We start from the raw sequence: 19,584 nt of genomic DNA, 5'->3' as shown, positions 1-19,584 counted from the left end.
AATGATAAAGATCAATAAAGATTATATAGATATTCCACGATCATTAGATGATAAATGTCATGCAAGACCTGCGATCACAACTAATTGTAGAAGACGCGAATTAATTAGTGCAGGGAAATATATCGATAATAATAAGTATAATAGTAGGTATAAACGAAACGATATTAAAGAAAAGTTGACAGATTTATATCATCATAAATGTGCTTTCTGTGAAACTCGTGTAGAACAATTGCATGTTGAGCATTATCGACCTAAAACATATTATTATTGGTTGGCTTATAGTTGGGATAATTTATTATTAGCTTGCCCTACGTGTAATGAATGCAAGGGACAGAAATTTGACGTAAAAACAAAAAAAGCAGTTTATTCTTTGACTGTCGATAAAAAAATAAATAAATTAGGTCGTATATATGATCGAATTGAGCACCCATTGTTGGTTAATCCCGAGGCAATAGATCCAGAATTATATTTAACATATGACGAAACCGGCGCAATGTATTCTACCGAGCCTTGTTTTATATGGACAATAGATGCTTGTAATTTAAATAGGACTTATCTGAAAGATGAACGGCGTAAGATCTTAAATGAAATTAAGCATAAAGTTAATCAACGCAAATTTGTCTACAAAAATAATAAAAAGGAGTTAAAAACTGCAATCAAAAATATCGTTGAAGATTTTAAATTAGAAACCGGGGACCAATATGCATATGCGGGATTTCGACGTTACGCATTACGCAATCTTTTAAAAAAATTATTGGCTTCTTGAGTTAATGATGATACAGCAGACGGCAATAAAATTATTTGAGGCGCGGCGGGTACGGACCTTATGGGATGATGCGGAGGAGAAGTGGTATTTCTCCGTTGTCGATGTCGTTTCGGTGTTGACCGACAGTGTGGATGGTCGTAAATATTGGAACAAGCTCAAGCAGCGACTCAAAGAGGAAGGGAATGAAACGGTGACAAGTTGTCACGGTTTGAAAATGCCTGCTGCCGACGGAAAGATACGTATGACGGACGTGGCCGATACGGAACAGCTTTTTCGTTTGATTCAGTCGATTCCTTCGCCGAAAGCCGAACCGTTCAAGCTGTGGCTGGCGTCGTTGGGACGCGAGCGGCTGGAAGAGCTGGACGACCCCGAACTCGGTATCGACCGGATGCTGGAATACTACCACCGCAAAGGATACTCCGAGAACTGGATTAACCAACGCCTGAAATCCATCGAAGTGCGTAAGGAGCTGACCGATGAGTGGGAGCGGCGCGGCATCAAGCGAGGACAGGAGTTCGCCACGCTGACCGACATTATCACGCAGGGCTGGTCGGGTATGACGGGCAGTACAAGCGATACAAAGGATTGAAAACGGAAAGTCTGCGCGACAACATGACGAATTTGGAATTGGTGCTGAACATGCTCGCCGAGGCGACGACGACCGAAATTTCCAAAGAGCGCCGTCCGCGCACGTTTGCAGCCAACCGGATCGTGGCGGCACAGGGCGGACGCATCGCGGGCAACACCCGCCGCGAAATCGAGGCACAGACCGGAAAAAAGATTGTCTCACGGCTCAATGCCGAACAGGCGTTGGCGGCGAAAGAAATCGAACCGAACGAGGAGGAGAAGGAGTGACCGCGGCTCTTGGGTAATGATTCCCCGGCGCGATGGGCGAGCGGAGGTCGCAGACCTGAGAACCGCCCTCGGAGGGGTGCGCCGTGTGCCGGATGCCATTTACACGGCGATCGCCGCACTCTCGGTGAAGGTATCGCCGGCTTACTTGTTTGTCGTCCGATCGGATTCGACGCATAATAGCTCACGTACATTCTGTTTGAAACGTCGCACGATTCTTATCATGCGCGTTTAGGCTCCGTTCGTCTCCGGCCTCCCTCACCGACATTTTCGAGGATGTCCGTTCGGGCCGGCCGGAGCTGCGGGCGGGGTCAGAGCAGTTCGTGGAATATCGTCGCTGCAAACAATATTTTATTGTATTTTCAGCCGTATTCAATCGGGAGAGAAGCGGTGCGTGAACAGATGAAGACATGATCGTCTGCACGAATCCGTGAAGGGATGCCGGCAATCGTGCGTGTGCGGATGCTCGCTTTCGCTCTTGCCAGTAAGAGGCCGTGCGAGGATGTTCGTATTCGTGCATCCGCTCATGTGCGAACACGTGCGTACATCCGTCCACGCGAACACGAGCACGTGCGTTCGATCGGGAGAGCATTCACGCTTCCGTCCGCAAGATAATACGTCATCGTGGCCCCCGAAGCGGTTGGCCGCTCCTGACCGCCGGAGGCCGTCCGAAGGGTTTGCCGCTCTCGCCGCGGCGTCGTAATATTGCACCTTGAAAACCGAGTGTCGCCGATGTGATCCGCGTAGGACTTTCGATGCGGGAAACGAGCGATCCGCAGTGCGGCGTCTTGTTCCCGCAGCGGGAACAGCGAGCTGTACCTTTGTCCGACAAACCGGCGTTTGTCCGACAAAGGTGCTCGCCCTGCGGGGCCGCGGCATCCGGTAATGTAAAACCCTTTAAAACGAGAGAACGATGAGAAAGAACCGCGCATCGGACAACAAGAGCCGCAAATACTCCTTCCGCCTGACCGAGGAGCAGCATATCCGCTTCGAGCGGATGCTGTGAAGGGCGGGCTTGGAGCACAACCGCAGCCGCTTCATCGTCGGGCGAATCTTCGACGAGACGTTCCGCGTGGTCAGGGCCGACCCCACGAAACAGCGTTACCTTGTCCGGCTGAACGAGTATATCGCCCAGATTTCGCGCGTGGGCAACAACTACAATCAGGTCGTCAAGGCGATCAACACCTGCCTTTCGCGCAACATGCTGCCCCGCCAGATCGACACGCTGGTGGCCTGCACGCGCGAGTTGAAAGCCCTCTCGGAGCAGGTATTGGAGTTGACTAAACGATTACGGGAGGAGTGGTTGAAAGAGTGATCGGGCAAGGGGGCTTGCCCTTCGCGGCAAAATGACTATCTTTGTGAGGGTAAAGCGGTTTTTAATTCCCGACAAACGCCCCGAACGATGACCGACCGACTGATTTTCGTACACGACAAGCGGCGCGACGCCTACGTCGACAAGACGTCGGAGATCGTCGGGCTGCGACCGGCCGGAGCGTATGTGTATGTCGATTACGGCGCGGCGCGGGTATTCCGCTATCGCAAGGAGCATGTAGTCTGCTATCCCCTGCTCGCCACACGCCGGCAGGTACGCATCTACAAGGACGGGACGTTGCAGGAGCCGTACGATACGCTGTTCGACTACGGGAAATACGTCCGGCTGGGCGCCGGAGAGGGCTTGCGTTCGCCGGCGATCGAGAAGTCGCGGATCGAAGCGGTCGATGCGCAGCCGCTCGCCGCAGACAAAGAGCGGCTGCTTTCCTATTTCGCGGAGGTTCTCGCTGCCAAAGCCTCTCTGGAGTCGGAGACCGATACGGAGGCCGCAGAGGAGGTTCCCGAAGGGGAGAAGAAAAGTTCGATCGCCGCCCTGCTCGCCGAGACGATGCAGCGCATCGATCCGCAGGATCCCCGTACGGCGCTGTATGCCTATCTGAGCGGGCGGACGGCGGCGTGCGATGTCGACAATGCGGCCCTCGTCTATCCCTTCGGCTGTAACGCCAGCCAGAAACTCGCCGTGCAGCGGGCGCTGGGCAATCGGGTGAGCGTGGTCGAGGGGCCTCCCGGTACGGGAAAGACGCAGACGATTCTGAACATCGTCGCCAATCTGCTGATGCAGGGAAAAACCGTCGGTGTCGTGTCCAACAACAATGCGGCGGTGGACAACGTGCGCGACAAACTGTCGAAATACGAGTACGGGGCGTTGATGGCCGAACTGGGAAACCGGACCAGGCGGCAGGCCTTTTTCACAGACAAACAGCAGGATTCCATGCCCGACGCCGCGTGGCGGTTGCCGGCGGAGGAGCGCGCGGCCCTGCGAACGCGGCTGGGCGAGCTGTCGGCGGCCATAGACGAGCTTTTCCGCGTCGACGCGGAGCTGGCCGACCTGCGGACGAAACGCTCCTATGCCCAATGCGAATACCGTCATCTGCTGCGGGAACAACCGCTGGACGAAGCGCGGATGCGGCGCGTCGACCGCTGTTTCTTCCGTCCGATCGACAGCCGGCGGGCGCTGTCGTTCCGGCATCTCGTTACCGAGAGGTGGCAGGGCGGAAGGCCGTCGCTCGCTTTGCGGGCCGGACTGCTGTTCCGGTGCGGCGCGTGGCCCGGGAAGCGGCTGTTCGCGGATGCGGAGCTGCTGCCCGCCTATGCCGATCGCAAGTTCTACGAAACCTACATCGCCGAACTCTCGGCCCGCATCGCCCGGCTCGGGGCACCGTCCGACAAGCAGCGTGCGAAGAGCCTGATCGAAGCGTACGGGAAGGTGTCGGAAGCGCTGTTCCGCGATATGCTCTACCGCAAATACGAACGGCTGAACGAAGCGCGGCAGGAGGAGCGGCCCCCGTTCACGATGCAGAACTACCGGATGCTTTTCCGCGCCTTCGTCGAACGCTATCCGGTCGTGCTGAGTACGACCCATTCGCTGTGCGCTTCGATCGGCGCGGGGCATCTGCTCGACTATGTCATCATCGACGAGTCGTCGCAGGTCGATATCCTCACGGCGGCCGTCTGCTGCGCCTGTTGCCGGAATATCGTCATCATCGGCGACAGCCGGCAGCTGCCGCATATCGTGGAGGAGCAGCTCAGGGCGAAGGCCGGGGAGCTGCGCGACAAACATCGGGTGCCCGACGCTTACGATTATGTGCGGCAGAACATCCTCTCCTCCTTCAAACGGGTCTTCGCGGAACGGCTGCCCGTCACGCTGCTGCGCGAACATTACCGCTGCCATCCGCTCATCATCGACTTCTGCAACCGGAAATATTACCGGAACGAGTTGCTCATCATGACCGAACCGAAGGGCGGCTATCCCTTTACAGTCCTGACGACGACCGCCTCGAAAACCTACTCCCATAACGGCCGGATCTACAACCAGCGCCAGATCGACGCTACGTGCGACTGGATCAAGCGGCAGCATGCGGAGCCGGAGCAGATCGGCGTCATCTCTCCCTACCGGTATCATGCGCAGGAGTTGCGGCGGTGCCTGCCGCCGGGTGTCGAGGCCGACACGATCCACAAGTTTCAGGGACGGGAGAAGAATACCATCGTGTTCCACACGGTACGTTCCGAAATCACGGCATTTCTGGACGATCCGAACCTGATCAACGTGGCCGTCTCACGGGCCGTCGAGCATCTGGTCGTCGTCAAGACCGAAGGGATGCGGATCGCCCACGGGTCGGATATCGGCGATCTGCTGCGCTACATCCGTTTCACGTGCGAGGACGTCGATTCGGTCTTTATCACCAGTCCGATTCGTTCAGTTTTCGACGTGCTGCATACGGAGTACGCCGCCATGCGGTTCGCCTCCGATGCGAAACGCGAATCGCCGGCCGAACGGATCGCCGAACGGCTCATCGGAGGAATTCTCGCCGAGGAGGATCGGTTTTCCGCCATCGGCGTCCACCGACACTACCGGCTGTACGATCTGGTCGGACGGACCGTCGAGCTGTCCGACGAGGAGCGCCTCTTCGTCCGCCGCCGCTCGCATCTCGACTTTCTGCTCTACAACCGGATGGACAACACGCCGATTCTGGGGATCGAGGTGGACGGCGTGCTCCACCACCGCTTCGACGAGGTGCAGGTCGCCCGCGACCGGCGCAAAAACGGTATTCTCGCCAAGATCGGCCTGCCGCTTCTGCGTCTCTCTACGGACGGCAGCAGCGAAAAGGAACGGATCGTAGGCGCGCTCGAACAGGCCATGCAGCAGGGGTGAGTGCCGAGCAGCGACAAACCCGCAAGGCGGTCAGAGACCGACAGGGTACGGTTCGCAAACAGCGATGAGCAGAAAACTCACGGAACGAAGCCGTAAGGCCGAAGGACGACAATATATAACAATCCCTCGGCAGACCGGAGTTATCACGCTTGTCCGACGGCCAATCCGTCAGCTGTTTTCACTCCACATGTCGCACTGCTTCATGATCGTACTCAGCGCATCTTCCTGTCCCTCGGGCGGATAATCATACTTCCTGAGCAGTCGTTTCACGATCCGACGCATGCCGGCACGGGCGCTCTCCTTGAGGTTCCAGTCGATCGTCTTGTTGCGGCGCAGCGCATCGGTCAGTTCCCGTGTAATGGCAACCAACTGTTCGTTCGTATAGAAATCGCGTACGGCCTCGGGTTTGGTCAGCGCATCGTAAAATGCCAGCTCTTCGTCGTTCAGATCGAGCGCTTTGTCGGATTCTTTGCCGTGGGCGATCTCGTGGGCGATTTTCAGCAACTCCTGAATTACCTCCTCGTTGGTCAGCAACCCTTTGAGGTAATTGCTCATGGCACGGGACAGAATCTCGGAGAATTTCTCGGCCCGCACCGTATTGGTCCGTTGATAGATTCGCACCTGTTCGGCAATCAGCTTGCGCAACAGTTCGACGGCAAAGTTTCTCTCCCTCATCCGGGAGATCTCTTCGAGGAATTTCGGATCGAACAGCGAAAACTCCTCCTCGACGTCGGAGAAGAGGTTGATTACACCGTCGCTCTTGATGCTCTGTTTGAGCAACTCGTTGATCCGTGCGTTGATCTCGCGCAGCGACATCTTGCCCTTGCCTTCGATGCGCGTCAACAGCGTGCGCACGGCTTCGAAATAGGCCGCTTCGAGACGCTGCTCGTAGTTCAGCAAACTCTGACAGAGCGACAACGCCTGCCGCAACAGCAGCGCCTCCTTGACAAACAGCTTCTTCGGTTCCTCGCGTTCGGGAGCTTGCAGAAAATCGACTCCTCCGCTGATCGCTTTGGCCCGTTCCAGATCGGATTTGCCGAAAAAGGCCGTATAGTCGAACCCGTGAAGCAAATCACGACACACTTCCAATCTCTTCTGAAACTCGGGATAGGCCGTTTTCGACACGTCGGGATCGCCGTAATTCTTGCGGTCGCGGAGCGTATAGTCGCTCATCGCCTTCCTCAACGCCGACGCGATGCCGACATAATCCACCACCAGTCCGCCCTGTTTGTCGCCGAAGACTCGGTTGACGCGCGCAATGGCCTGCATCAGATTGTGGCCGGCCATCGGCTTATAGACGTACATCGTCGCCAGCGACGGCACATCGAATCCGGTAAGCCACATATCGACCACAATCACGATTTTCAGCGCACCGCCGTCGTCCTTGAACGCTTTTTCCAACTCCTTTTTACGGGCATCGTTCCCGATGATCGGACGCCAATCCTCGGGATCGCCATTGCCCGAAGTCATTACGACGGCCAGTTTCCCGCTCCATGCCGGACGCATTTCGAGCAGCCGGCGATAGATCTTGATCGCAATCGGCCGCGAGTAGGCCACGATCATCGCTTTCCCCGTCTGTTCGTACTGGCGGTTCTCCTCGTAGTGTTTTACGATGTCTTCGCACAGCGAACCGATGGTTTCGTCGGCCCCGAGAATCGAGTCGATGCGCCCCAGCTCGCGCTTGCTCTTCTCGATGACATACGCTTCCGCCTCGGCCGCCATCGCATCGTATTCGTCGTCGATACGGCGCAGGGTCGCCTCGTCGAGTTTCAGGTTGATCACACGGCTTTCGTAATAGACCGGTCGCGTCGCACCGTCCTCCACCGACTGCGTCATGTCGTATACGTCGATATAATCGCCGAACACCTCGCGGGTCGATCGATCCTTCAACGCGATGGGCGTTCCGGTGAAGCCGATATAGGTCGCATTGGGCAGCGCGTTGCGCACCAGACGAGCCGCACCAACGATGATCTTCGCGCGTGTCGTACCGTCGGGCATGGTCACCATTTTCACCTTCTCCTCCAATCCGTATTGGCTGCGGTGTGCCTCGTCGGCCATGACCACGATATTGCGGCGCTCGGAGAGCGGCTCGTCGCTCTCCTCGAATTTCTGCATCGTCGTAAAGAAGATGCCGTTCGCCTCGCGTCCGGCCAGCAGCTCTTTCAAATGAGCGCGGCTCTTGGCTTGGACAGGTTTCTGACGCAGAAAGTCTTCGCATCGGGCGAACTGTCGATAGAGCTGCCCGTCCAGATCGTTGCGGTCGGTCAGCACGACAATGGTCGGCGACGACATCGCCTGCTGCAACAGCTTCGAGAAGAAGACCATCGAAAAGGACTTGCCGCTGCCTTGCGTATGCCAGAAAACGCCGCCTTTGCCATCCGTCCGTGCAGCTTCCACCGTCGACAGTACCGCCTTGCGCACGGCGTAGAACTGGTGATAGGCTCCCAATATCTTCGCACTTTGCTTCCCGTCCTTCGAGAAACACAGGAAATTGCGTATCAACTCCACCAGCCGCACCTTGTCGAACATCCCCCGAAACAGTACGTCGAACCCGGCACAGCTCCGATCCTCCATCGAACCGTCGACCGTTTTCCACGCCATAAAGCGGTCTTCTCCCGCCGTAATCGTGCCGGCCTTGGTAATCGCGTGGTCGCTCATCACACAGAACGCATTGTAGATGAAGAGCGACGGAATCTCCTGCATGTAATTGCGCAACTGCGCATAGGCCTCCGAAACGTCGGTATTCTCGCGCGAGGGCGATTTCAACTCCACCACGACCAGCGGCAGACCGTTGACGAAGACGACGATATCCGCCCGCTTTACCGATCGCTCCTCGACCGTCCACTGGTTCGCTACCGTAAAATAATTTCGCAACGGCGTATCGTAGTCGACGAGCCGCACGAGTTCCGAACGCTGCTCGCGGCCGTCGAAATAGTTGACCGCGACACCGTTTTGAAGATAATCGGTAAACTGCTCGTTCTTTTGTACCAACGAACCGCCCTCGTAGGTCCGGATCTTCGTGATCGCCTCTTCGATCGCCGCGGCAGACAAGGACGGATTCAGCTCCTGCACCGCCGCCCGCAGTTGCTCCATGTAGATCGGCTCCGTATAATCGCGCGCGACCTCCGGCCCATAGACATAGTCGTAGCCCAGCTGCTCGCGGAACAGCTCGATTATCGCATTTTCAAAATTGGCTTCGGTGAAGTGCATAAAATTGATTGTATTAATTTGATACCGAGTCAAAATATTTATCAATCTTATCTTTTAAATCCACTATGAATTGATTCCCTGTATTTCTTGTAATCCATTCGTCTATATGATGTTTAACTGACTCGATATAATTCGTTGTTGAAACCGTCCAATTTTCAAAATCTATAAATGCAGTTACAAGACCAGCACTTGTAGCGGCTATTAAAAAGCCGCCACAATAAGCCATAGTTTCACTTGATCCTATAATATTGAGTTGAAGCGCTTTATTTGCATCTTTTGATTTGATACATGCATACAATAACATATTTCCAAGAGGAGAAGCAACATTTATGAAGCCTAATATATAGGCATTTAGATCAAAGTTAACAAAATTTTGATTATTTCCGGCATTCGTTGCCTTGCTTGCACCTAAAATCAAATCTGTTTTTTGTTCAACTCGATTAACCGCACTTATGATTTTTTGAATGTTTTCATGTAAACTGTCCGCCGTGTGGGAATAAGAATCTGTTGCCTTCTCAACGCTTCGAGCCGCATTATTCAATGTTTCGATTTGCCCAGTAGACCGACTATTTGTATAAAACGAATATACAATGGTTATTACCGCCAAGATGATAGATATTAAAGCCGACGCAAGAGAGATAAAATCCAATACATTTCTATTGTCATAAAACGCATGAGAAAATATCATAACCATAACAAACACGACAACACCGGACATGAACATATACATGCCAGCATCACGTTTCTGCTTCTTATATACTCTATATGCAGCTACAGCGATAAACGCCAAAGAAATAATTGTCGAACAAATAATAATAGTTTGTAAAATATACGGAGTTAAAATATTTTTCATATTTCAGTTGCATTTAGGTTTTACAAAAAATTAATCAATTACAACATTTGCGACTGAAATTTCCGGCCATCAGTTTGGGCAGCAGGGTGTCGCGTAGGGCGGAAAGATGTTCGTTTTCTCTTCCGTTTTTGTATATCATATCAAAAATGGATTGTAGCACGTTATTAAATTCCAGAATCTTCTTTTTCTTTGGAATAATAATAGGTTCTTTATTTATGAGATCTGTGATATTCAGATTTTTTATGCCCGTTGTCCCATTTTCATAACTAAACATTATATTGTTGTTATAAAGATATTGCCAATACAAGTAAATAAAAAATGAATAATCAGGTATTGGTTTCAATGCACGGCAAAAATTCGTACATATTACATCTTTACCCAACTTATCAAGCAGTGCGCGTGTAATCAAACATATGCGTCCTGTAGATTGGGTTGGACTCCCTCCGGATATTTCTACAACGAGGTCATTTTCTGATAATTTTTTATTTTCCAGATTCTTTTCCAGAATAAAACGAGTGGGAAGCTTTCCTTTATCTCCGCATTTAATATCCGGAATATCTGCTCCTCTGATACAATATACCTCAGATGTATAGTTCCCTTTGGGGGTTTCTTGTCCCCAATCGCCACTTAATGTAGTTTGAATAATATCGTTGAAAAATCCGGGATTACTATTTTGTGCTTCGAAATCCACAAACCATGATTTGAAGAGGGCCTGCGCCTGCTCTTCCAAATTCGCATTGATCCGCCGATTCAATTCGATTTTATCGTCCAATGCCCCCAAAATCGCCGCAATCCGTTTCTGCTCGGCAAGCGGAGGAAGATTTACTTCGATATTTTTCATAGTAGCCCCCGACACCTCCTTAAATGTCGTACCACTACCCATCGCCTCAATTCGATTCTTATTGTATTTCAATAGATAATACATAAATAGGCTGTCAACCTTTTTCGTGTCGGGCACAAGGCTTTTAAATCCCTGATTGGTTGCAATGGGATTCTTGGCAATTGCGACATAGCCAATAGGCGCTCGTGAAGAAAACAGGACACTTCCGGCTGGCAATAATTGAGCAGAGCAACTATTTAAACCTTCTTCCGTGATATTGCGCTCTCCGCACTCTATGTAACGGCCAGAGAATGACGACAAATCTTTGGGAGTAACCCATGCGATTTCTCCTCCGTAGTATTTCTCAACCGAGGTTGACGGGGTTGCTCCTCCGACAATAGCACCTAATTCGGATAATTTGTACTTAGCCCACATACGTCATTCATTCTCTTTTTTGTAAGTTATATCTAACAACTCGTTAGAATGTGGTTCGTATTTACATTCGATCAAATAGATAACTTCATTGATTACACAACGAATTCGTACTACATACCAACTGCCCTCATCTGTTATATCGACAACGTAGAACTCTGTAACGGATTCATCATAAATATTGCCGGTAGATGTAATTATGGTATCTTTTAAATATTCATCGTTCTCCAGCTTGTTCTGAACGGTCGAGGTATTGACGACATACGATTGTTCTTCAAGAAAAGCCGAGAATTCGTCAACGGTTTTACATGTTCTAACATCCTTTATATCCCTAAAATCATAATCATTAGAGATAAGTATACAAAAACAATCATGCTCGGAAGCGTATCTTATGATTGTATCGACTATAATGGCATCTTTTAATCCGGCATCGGAATATTCTTTTCTATTATTTCTTGCAAGCTGGAACGGAGGCTGTTTATTTAAACATTTTTCAACCAAACATTCAAAGAATTCCACCTCTTTGGGATAGCTTACCAACTTACACTTATTCTGAGAGAGAAATTCACTCGCTAATGTTTCAAAATGTTCCTTGTATTGCTCTTCTGTTTCATGTTTAAATTCATAGTTGATACCAAACGTAGAACCGAAAGCTTTGCGATATAGTTCTTTCTGCAATGAAATATATCTCCGTCTTTCACGGTAATTTTCTAATAGATGTAATTTGAATTCTCGCCATGAGAGATCGGGAATACACAAATCTACTATATCCACAATACCATTATCGCGGATGCAATTTTTTATTTGATAAAAAAGACTATTCGGCTTAATTTCTTCATGAAATAGGAATTCATGTTTTTCATGCGAAAAACGCGATTCTATTACATTCGTGTCAAAAAATACAGCTATACGTTTCATATAACTACATCTTATATCCTATATTTTTTAACTGCTCTCTAATTTCGGATTCCAACACATGTGATTGCTCAAACAATCCAGACAATTCACTTGTTAAACGGTTCATTTTTTCATCGAACGGTTCGGTATCCTGCTCCTGCTCGGCGATACCGACATAGCGCCCAGGTGTAAGGATAAAATCCTGTTTGGCGATCTCTTCGGTTGAAACTACGGCACAAAACCCCTTCTCTTTAATGAGCGTACCGCCAACATAGGCATTGTAGGTGTCAGCAATGCGCTGAATATCGCCGCGCTGCGCCGGATCGGACGAATCTCGATCGGTCAGCTCGCGCCATTTGCGTGTGACCATCGTACCGAGATTGCGGGCGTCGATAAACAGCGTTTTACCCTTCTGTTTCTTGTCCTTGTTGAAGAACCAGATCGATACGGGAATCTGCGTCGTATAGAACAACTGTGGCGGCATGGCCACGATGCAATCGACCAAATCGGCCTCCACCAGCTTCCGGCGAATTTCGCCCTCGCCGCCGCTCTGGCTCGACAGCGAACCGTTGGCCAGTACGACACCCGCCCGTCCCGTCGGGGCGAGGTGGTGGATGATGTGCTGAATCCATGCGAAGTTGGCATTGCCATTAGGAGGCGTGCCGTATTTCCAGCGCACATCGCCCGCCAATTTGTCCGCGCCCCAGTCGCTGAGGTTGAACGGAGGATTGGCCATCACGAAATCGGCCTTGAGGGTCGGATGGCAGTCGTTGAAAAAAGTGTCGGCATTGTATTGCCCGAGGTCGGCCTCGATGCCCCGGATCGCAAGATTCATCTGCGCCATCTTCCAGGTCGTCGGGTTGGAGTCCTGCCCATAAACGGAGATATTTTTAATATTTCCGGAATGATTCTTGATAAACTCTGCCGACTGCACGAACATACCGCCCGAACCGCAGCAAGGATCGTACACGCGACCTTCGTAGGGTTGCAGCACGTTTACCAGCGTTTTGACAATGCAGGCAGGCGTATAGAATTCGCCGGCGAGTTTTCCTTCCGCCTCGGCAAATTTCGAAAGACAGTACTCATAGGCGCGTCCCAGAATATCTTTCGAGTCGCCATGTTCGTGCATCCGGATATTCGTGAATAAATCTACTACCTCGCCCAACCGGCGCTTGTCGAGCTCGGGCCGAGAGAAATTCTTCGGGAGAATATCTTTCAATCGCTTATTCTCCTTCTCGATCGCCCGCATCGCATTGTCTATCACCAAGCCGATTTCGGGCGTGTGCGCCTCGGCCGCAATCCGCTCCCAGCGGGCTTCGGTCGGGACATAGAAGATATTTTCGGCCGTATATTCGTCCTTGTCCTCCTCGAATCCCTCGCCCTCGGCGACAAGCTGCCGGTATTTCGTTTCGAACATATCGGAAATATATTTCAGGAAAATAAGCCCCAACACAACGGACTTGTACTCCGATGCGTCGATATTGCCGCGCATCTTGTCCGCTGCCTTCCATATTTCCCTCTCAAAGCCGATATCGGCCGTGTTCATGGTTGCCATTATGCAATAATTTTATGTAAAGATACAAAATCCTTCTAATTATTCTTATTTATCAGATTCACCACCACCTTCGTCATCACGTCCTTCTCCTCGGTGCGGCTCTCGGCGATCATCAGCGTCAGGGCCACCAACGTGTTGTTGTCCAAGAGGCGCGAGCCGTCGGGGCGGTAGAGGATGCGGTTGTTCTCCAAGAACCAGAGGAACAGGAACGCCGCGATGCGTTTGTTGCCGTCGCTGAACGAGTGGTTCTTGACCGTCAGGTAGAGCAGGTTGGCCGCCTTCTCCTCGACGCTCGGGTAGAGGTCGCGGCCGCCGAAAGTCTGGTAAATCGCACCCATCGTGCTCTTGAACGACTCGTCCTTCTCGCGGGCGAACAGTGCACTGCCGCCGAACTTGTCGCGCAACACCTGCAATGCCTCCATCGCATTCTCATAGGTCGCGCGGAACGGCTCCTCAGACGTAATGGCCGACACCTCCAACTGCTGATAATCGTAGCGGTCGAGCGTATCGAGACCGTAGGTGTAGTCCGTAATTACACGCAGCAGCCCGACCGCCTCGGATTTCGTAACCTCCTTCGCAGCCAAGACATGGGAGAGCAGGCGGACGGTCTTTTTCAGCTCCTCCAACTGCTCGGCTTTCGCTTGGTTATTGACGGCATACCCCTTTATAAGGTACTCTTTCAGCACCTTGTTCGCCCAGATGCGGAACTGCGTGCCGCGCGGCGACTTGACACGGTAGCCGACAGAGATAATCACGTCAAGGTTGTAGATATTCTGTATACGGCGAATCGTGCGCGTACCCTCTTGGCGAACTTGTAAGGATCTCTTACAAGTTGCCTCCTTTTCCAATTCGCCCTCTCGAAACACGTGGTTCGTGTGCATTGTAATATTCTGCGGGGTCGTCTGAAACAACTCCGCCATCTGCGCCTGCGTCAGCCATACGCTGTCGCTCTCCATGCGGACTTCCAGACGAGTCTCGCCGTCGGCCGTCCGGTAAATGATGATCTCCCCTCTGTCCATAGAAACAAAGATACGAATAAACCCGAAGCATCGGGATATTTCCCAATGCAATTAAATTATACCTCCAATTCCTAATTTCTATTCGCGATTTCGACACATTCTTTTCGCAAATACGACAAAATTTGAAGCGCAGCTGGATTTTTCGAAAGATTAAGCAATGGTAGATATTTGACGATTAGGCCGGTTTCCAAGCTATCGAGATCTCCGGCGGATTCTACCCAATTTACCATCAAATTCTCGTTGATCCATCCGATTATTTTCAATTCATCGGTTTTCGAGAATTTATAATTTTTCTTATTGCGCTTCTCAATCAACGATCCTTTCGGGGGCTTGTACCCAAGAACAGCCCCCATACTTCTAAAAAACGTTCCGTGGCCCTTTGCCCGAAGTTCTTGATTCAGGAACCGCTTGTACAGATTCTCAGAGGCAATACCAATATAAAGAATGTCATGCCCCCTCTCCAAAAGAATAGTACCAAACGGCTCCGGAAGCAAATGTACATTTTTAATGCGTATACAGTATAAACCAGACGCTTGGGGAACAAACCCGTCAACATCTTTGGCAGATTTAAAGTTCTGTTTGTTCATCAACATTTTCTCAACCAAAACAGAATCTTTTACTGTATTTTGAGATATGCGAACATGTTGCTTGGAAGTTCTCTCAAAAGCAATTTTTCTTGTTGTACTCCCCTTGAGAGAAATTGTCGAACCTTCACAATAAAAAAGCTCTGGGTGCCCCTTAGCTCTCCCATAAATTTGATACGGAGTTATTAGCGAACCATCTGCTTTTCGATACCATTTATTTTCATTCAATTTTTCCGCTATTTCTTTTGTCGTCATTGATCGTCCGACTTGGCGAAATAGTTTTTCCATCGCTTCATGCAGATACATAATGTTTATTTTTCTATTTCTCGTTTTAAAATAGCCACTAAGTTTTCAGGATGCCCAACTTGTTTCCACTGTTTCACAGGAGCTATCGCTATCACCTCCCAACCTTGAGCCCCCAATTTATTCAACACTTTAATGTCGGATCCCGCAATAGAATCGTTCTCCATATAAGCGAAAGTAAAAGATTTATATTCGAATTTCTTCATAGCTGATATATTTATTTCGGTTCAACCAATCAATTTAACACACATAAATATAAAAATATATAATTCAAACAACACGATCTGACCGTATAATCTATTTGCATCTCAAAATTTTCCGGCATTTGGATTTCTCGCCCGAAATCGCTATCTTTGTATTGTCATGCAAGGAGATACGGCGGCCGCGCAGGCGAAACGGGCAGGCGGGCGCAAGACCGTGCAAAATGACGGTAGGCGATGCGGGGACAGAAGCCGAAAAACCGTCGCAATTCGTTGATATACATCGGGCTTACATTCGTGCGGAAGCACCTTTATCCGCACAATCCTCCCCGAAACCGACCCGACGCTTCTTCGACGGTCGACCTTCGACGGCCGGGATCGCTCCTCAGAACGCCAACCGCCAGATCCGCCAGACGCAATACCCCAGATAGACGGGTGTCACGAAGAAGCCTATCAGCATCGAGAGGGCGACCTTGATGAGGAAATACCAGAAAATCGCCTCGACGGAGAACCAGACGAAGACGAACGGGCAAAATCGGTTGATGAACTTCCAGCCGCCGTAGACGCTCATCAGCATATAAGCCCCGAAGAGGCGATCCGGCCCCATGAACTCCGAATTGTACCCGATCGCGAAGAGCAGGCCGCACAGCAGCAACGGCACGATACACCCGCGCAGTTCGCTGCGGCGCCGCACCCCGTTGCATTCGGGACAGATCGGAATCGTAAAACGCGTGGCGCAACTCCGGCACAACCCCTTGCCGCAATCCGCGCATTGGGCGACCGCATCGTGGTCGGGATGATAGTAACAGTTCATAATCGCTCGTTCACGGTTGTATGCTCCGATCGGCACGATCCCCGGACGACTTCCGCCCGTTTATCGGAAACAATCGTTTTCCGCGGCCGGCGACACCACGCGCCGTATCCCGCTGCTCGAAAACGGATCGTTCAAAATTAACCATTCCACCCCGTTACTCCAAATTTTCACCCCTCTTTTTCAGCCGCAAACCCGCGAACGGCAGCACGATACCCTTTCCGGCGCATCCGTCTGAAAACGCCGCAAAAAAAACGCGCGACACGTTGCCGTGTGTCGCGCGCGAATCGTCGTACTTCCAACCGCTACCACTCGGAGGGCCACTCAGGCTCCCAGCCGCCGCTGCCGCCGGCGACGGCGGCCGTAGCATCGACCTTGAACAATGCGGTGGTCGGGGCGCCCATATAGCCGAACGCGAAGATGTAGTACTGCTCACCGGCGGCGATGGCCGTACCCGAATACTCGGCCGAACCCTTGAACGGCGTGGGTGTCGAGACCAGTCCGGCGTTGTTCTCGCCCATGAAGCAGTTCATCATGATTAGTTCGCCGGCCTGCCCGACCACATCCTTCATGAAGGCCTCGTCGTCGGCAAAGGTTTCGTAGGTGCTCTTCTTGACGATACCCGTATAGTAGTACTCCGTATCGATCGAAGGTTTCACTCCGTACTGGAAATAATAGAGCTTTCCGCCGAAGAAATCGTTGGGATCGGTCTCCGATCCGGGCTTCACGTCCTTGACCTCGAGCGTCATCGACGAGGGAACGACGGCCGTCGTCCGCGTCGTGGCGGTCGCCACCTCGGTCGTACGGACTCCCTCCGCGCTTACGCCGAAGACATAGACCGTATAGTCGGTTTCGGGCTTGATGATCGTAACGCCCAGATTGCGGCGCGAATGGAGCGTCTGATCGCCCGTGAAGACACGCGGATCGGTCGACCAGTCGACGGGCGGCGTGAAACCGTTCTGGAAAGCTATTTCGGCGTCGGCCACCTGCGCCGGGGTCATGTTCTTCACTTCGTCGGTCGCCTTGACCGTCGCGAAATAGCGGGTCGTCGCCTTCGAGGGCTTGACTGCGATATTCATCAGGATCGAATTGACGTCGAGCACCGACACTTCGAACTTGCAGTCGTCGGTAATGGCCACCGCATCGGTCTTGAAGGGCGTCTTGGTGAGTTTCGTACATGCCGACACGCTGTTGTCGATGCCGAACGCCAGTGCGTAGTACTCCGTATCGGGCAGCAGCCCCTCGACCTCCAACGAACCTTCGCCCATGCGCACCGAAGCGACGTCGGGCAGTTTCGACCCGTCGTTGCCGATACCCATGCGGATGCTTCCCAGCGCATTGTCGATCACCTGCTGGTCGTCGCCCTTGAACGAATCTTCGTACTCGGTCTTGCTCGTATAGCCCAGATAATAATAGGTGAACTTCTCGTCGGGATTGCCTTTGAGCGTCGCAGTCGTCTGTCCTTCGTCCTCGACCGTAAGGTTGAAGTTGATCTCCTTCAAATCGTTGGTCTTGACGAGGCGTCGCACCAGAGGAGTCGTAATCTCGCCCTTCACATCGATACCGTAAGCATAAATGTAGTACTCCGTATTGATTTCCAATTCGTCGCGGTTCAGGTTCTGGCCTTCGGGATTCCAGTCGCTGAGCAGGAAATCCAGATACTCTTCCAGCGAAGTGAACCAGCCGTCGGAATCCAGAGCCTCCTCCTCGAGCGCTTTCAGCTCCTCTTCGAGGAATTTCTCAGGCGAGCCGATGGCATCGTAATCGCTCTTCTTGACCAGATTGAACAGGAACGTCTGCGCCGGATCGTCCGTTTCGAGTTTGGCCTTGATCGAGGCGACGGTCACCTCGGTCACCTCGATCGAGATCGCACGTTCGTTCTGCGCCACTTCGACGGCCACCGATTCGGCACCCGGATAACTGATCGTCACCGTAGCCGAACGCGTCAACTCTTCTCCGACATTTTCATCGGCCACGAAGGTGATCTGCCCGAACGTTTCGCAATCGAAATCATGTATCCACTCCTTATCGCTTTTCGCCACGGCGAGTTTGCCCTCTACGGCATCGGCCACCTCGTAATTCAGCGTGACGGTCTGGCCCGCAGCCTCCACGTTGATCACACCCAATGCATTGTCCTTGATCGTCAGCACGGGAGTCTTGCCCGGCGTCGGGTCATCGGTCGCGTCGTCGCCGCACCCCGAAAGCAGCAGGGGGGGGGTCAGCAGAAGCGCCCAAAGCGCAAAAAATTTGATTTTTTTCATATGAAAGTTTAAAATTGGTTGTTCGATAATTCGCCTGAACTGTCGGCAAAAGTAACTATTTTCCGCCGATCCGCAAACTCCGGTCCGGCCTCCGGACGGCAAAAGCTCCCGCCGTCCCCGCCGATGCGGGTGCGTCGACAAGCATTTCCCGATCCAACTCCCGATGAAACACCGAATTGGAACGCACCGGAGCCGGCCCGTTTTTTCTCGAAAATTTCCCGAAACGACACGTCCGGTCTCCGACCGCCCACCCGCATTCAAAGCAGGATCACGGCCCGTTCGGGCGGCATGGCGCGCCCTTCGGGGAGCTGCACGCGCAGCACGTGTTCCGTCTCGACCGGCCGGCCGTCCTTGGTCGCGGGCGACCACCGCGGAGCCTCTTCGACGGCCTTGACCACCTTGCGGCGCAGCCGTCCGTCGGTCGATTCGAGCAGATCGGTCAGCACGACGCTTCCGTCGCACTGCACCTTGAAGCGATAGACCACCCGCGCCACGGGATCGGTCGCATCCCACTTGATGCGGCGGGCGACGTAGCGGTCGAACGAAAGGCTGTCGGCCGTGAAAACAGCCTTGCTGTCGTATTTCAACGTAATGAGAATCACTCCGTTCGACGCATCCGAACCGTAGCGCTCGATAGTCTGTTCGTCGGCCGGAAGCTGTTCCATGCGCTCGATCTCCGCAGGCGGGATCTCCCGAAAGGCATCCCCTTCGTAGCGCTCCCCGTTGACGATGTAGACGGGCCGCCGCTCCTGCGCGGACAGCGGCAGCGCGACAGCGGCGGCAACGAGTAGAAACAGGATCGTGCGTATATTCATTT

At 52.2% G+C, this 19,584-nt stretch carries 14 protein-coding genes and 1 pseudogene; 4 read left to right on the top strand and 11 right to left on the bottom strand.

What is annotated here, in order from left to right:
- Position 1: 1 nt before the first annotated feature.
- From FMF02_RS06270 to FMF02_RS06255, 4 genes and pseudogenes are all read left to right on the top strand, one after another.
- The gene (locus FMF02_RS06270) at positions 2-766 is read left to right on the top strand and encodes a retron system putative HNH endonuclease (RefSeq protein WP_162502277.1); all 765 of its coding nucleotides are present in this window, start codon (positions 2-4) and stop codon (positions 764-766) included.
- A 7-nt stretch (positions 767-773) separates the two neighbouring features.
- Positions 774-1,621: pseudogene (locus FMF02_RS06265) on the top strand (BRO-N domain-containing protein).
- A 1,012-nt stretch (positions 1,622-2,633) separates the two neighbouring features.
- On the top strand, positions 2,634-2,933 hold the full coding sequence (locus tag FMF02_RS06260; RefSeq protein ID WP_244611639.1) for a plasmid mobilization protein: 300 nt from the start codon (positions 2,634-2,636) through the stop codon (positions 2,931-2,933).
- Positions 2,934-3,020: 87 nt separating this feature from the next.
- Positions 3,021-5,822: an AAA domain-containing protein gene (locus FMF02_RS06255; protein ID WP_141412529.1), complete on the top strand. Its 2,802-nt coding sequence runs from the start codon at positions 3,021-3,023 to the stop codon at positions 5,820-5,822.
- A 168-nt stretch (positions 5,823-5,990) separates the two neighbouring features.
- Here FMF02_RS06255 and FMF02_RS06250 read toward each other — a convergent pair whose 3' ends face one another.
- The 11 genes from FMF02_RS06250 to FMF02_RS06200 all read right to left on the bottom strand — a co-directional run bounded on the left by FMF02_RS06250 (position 5,991) and on the right by FMF02_RS06200 (position 19,582).
- On the bottom strand, positions 5,991-9,032 hold the full coding sequence (locus tag FMF02_RS06250; protein WP_141412528.1) for a type I restriction endonuclease subunit R: 3,042 nt from the start codon (positions 9,030-9,032) through the stop codon (positions 5,991-5,993).
- Positions 9,033-9,045: 13 nt separating this feature from the next.
- Positions 9,046-9,885, bottom strand: coding sequence for a hypothetical protein (locus FMF02_RS06245; protein ID WP_179952788.1), 840 nt, complete (start codon positions 9,883-9,885; stop codon positions 9,046-9,048).
- Positions 9,886-9,919: 34 nt separating this feature from the next.
- Positions 9,920-11,140 (bottom strand): restriction endonuclease subunit S, encoded by a 1,221-nt coding sequence (locus FMF02_RS06240; RefSeq protein WP_141412527.1) that lies wholly within the window; start codon positions 11,138-11,140, stop codon positions 9,920-9,922.
- A 3-nt stretch (positions 11,141-11,143) separates the two neighbouring features.
- Positions 11,144-12,055 (bottom strand): PIN domain-containing protein, encoded by a 912-nt coding sequence (locus FMF02_RS06235; RefSeq protein WP_141412526.1) that lies wholly within the window; start codon positions 12,053-12,055, stop codon positions 11,144-11,146.
- Between the two features lie 4 nt (positions 12,056-12,059).
- Complete coding sequence (locus FMF02_RS06230; RefSeq protein WP_141412525.1) at positions 12,060-13,589, bottom strand: class I SAM-dependent DNA methyltransferase; 1,530 nt, start codon at positions 13,587-13,589, stop codon at positions 12,060-12,062.
- A gap of 35 nt (positions 13,590-13,624) precedes the next feature.
- Positions 13,625-14,608: a virulence RhuM family protein/type II toxin-antitoxin system death-on-curing family toxin gene (locus FMF02_RS06225; RefSeq protein ID WP_141412524.1), complete on the bottom strand. Its 984-nt coding sequence runs from the start codon at positions 14,606-14,608 to the stop codon at positions 13,625-13,627.
- Between the two features lie 71 nt (positions 14,609-14,679).
- Positions 14,680-15,498, bottom strand: a complete 819-nt coding sequence (locus tag FMF02_RS06220) for a GIY-YIG nuclease family protein (RefSeq protein ID WP_141412523.1) — start codon at positions 15,496-15,498, stop codon at positions 14,680-14,682.
- Between the two features lie 5 nt (positions 15,499-15,503).
- A complete protein-coding gene (locus FMF02_RS06215) occupies positions 15,504-15,701 on the bottom strand; it encodes a DUF4177 domain-containing protein (protein ID WP_022459590.1) in 198 nt (65 codons plus the stop codon).
- A gap of 379 nt (positions 15,702-16,080) precedes the next feature.
- Positions 16,081-16,509: a hypothetical protein gene (locus FMF02_RS06210; protein ID WP_141412522.1), complete on the bottom strand. Its 429-nt coding sequence runs from the start codon at positions 16,507-16,509 to the stop codon at positions 16,081-16,083.
- Between the two features lie 302 nt (positions 16,510-16,811).
- Positions 16,812-18,767 (bottom strand): BACON domain-containing carbohydrate-binding protein, encoded by a 1,956-nt coding sequence (locus tag FMF02_RS06205; protein ID WP_141412521.1) that lies wholly within the window; start codon positions 18,765-18,767, stop codon positions 16,812-16,814.
- Positions 18,768-19,024: 257 nt separating this feature from the next.
- Positions 19,025-19,582 (bottom strand): energy transducer TonB, encoded by a 558-nt coding sequence (locus tag FMF02_RS06200; RefSeq protein ID WP_141412520.1) that lies wholly within the window; start codon positions 19,580-19,582, stop codon positions 19,025-19,027.
- Positions 19,583-19,584: the final 2 nt, after the last annotated feature.

It is taken from the genome of Alistipes communis, assembly GCF_006542665.1.
Classification (GTDB): Bacteria; Bacteroidota; Bacteroidia; order Bacteroidales; family Rikenellaceae; genus Alistipes; species Alistipes communis.
The sequence above is the reverse complement of the archived record's forward strand: the minus strand, read 5'-3'. Positions and strand labels throughout refer to the sequence as shown.

Bases quoted from the DNA above. Each gene is read 5' to 3' on its own strand.
- FMF02_RS06270 (WP_162502277.1), top strand. From the start codon at position 2: ATGATAAAGATCAATAAAGATTATATAGATATTCCACGATCATTAGAT.
- FMF02_RS06255 (WP_141412529.1), top strand. From the start codon at position 3,021: ATGACCGACCGACTGATTTTCGTACACGACAAGCGGCGCGACGCCTAC.
- FMF02_RS06250 (WP_141412528.1), bottom strand. From the start codon at position 9,032: ATGCACTTCACCGAAGCCAATTTTGAAAATGCGATAATCGAGCTGTTC.
- FMF02_RS06245 (WP_179952788.1), bottom strand. From the start codon at position 9,885: ATGAAAAATATTTTAACTCCGTATATTTTACAAACTATTATTATTTGT.
- FMF02_RS06240 (WP_141412527.1), bottom strand. From the start codon at position 11,140: ATGTGGGCTAAGTACAAATTATCCGAATTAGGTGCTATTGTCGGAGGA.
- FMF02_RS06235 (WP_141412526.1), bottom strand. From the start codon at position 12,055: ATGAAACGTATAGCTGTATTTTTTGACACGAATGTAATAGAATCGCGT.
- FMF02_RS06230 (WP_141412525.1), bottom strand. From the start codon at position 13,589: ATGGCAACCATGAACACGGCCGATATCGGCTTTGAGAGGGAAATATGG.
- FMF02_RS06225 (WP_141412524.1), bottom strand. From the start codon at position 14,608: ATGGACAGAGGGGAGATCATCATTTACCGGACGGCCGACGGCGAGACT.
- FMF02_RS06220 (WP_141412523.1), bottom strand. From the start codon at position 15,498: ATGTATCTGCATGAAGCGATGGAAAAACTATTTCGCCAAGTCGGACGA.
- FMF02_RS06215 (WP_022459590.1), bottom strand. From the start codon at position 15,701: ATGAAGAAATTCGAATATAAATCTTTTACTTTCGCTTATATGGAGAAC.
- FMF02_RS06210 (WP_141412522.1), bottom strand. From the start codon at position 16,509: ATGAACTGTTACTATCATCCCGACCACGATGCGGTCGCCCAATGCGCG.
- FMF02_RS06205 (WP_141412521.1), bottom strand. From the start codon at position 18,767: ATGAAAAAAATCAAATTTTTTGCGCTTTGGGCGCTTCTGCTGACCCCC.
- FMF02_RS06200 (WP_141412520.1), bottom strand. From the start codon at position 19,582: ATGAATATACGCACGATCCTGTTTCTACTCGTTGCCGCCGCTGTCGCG.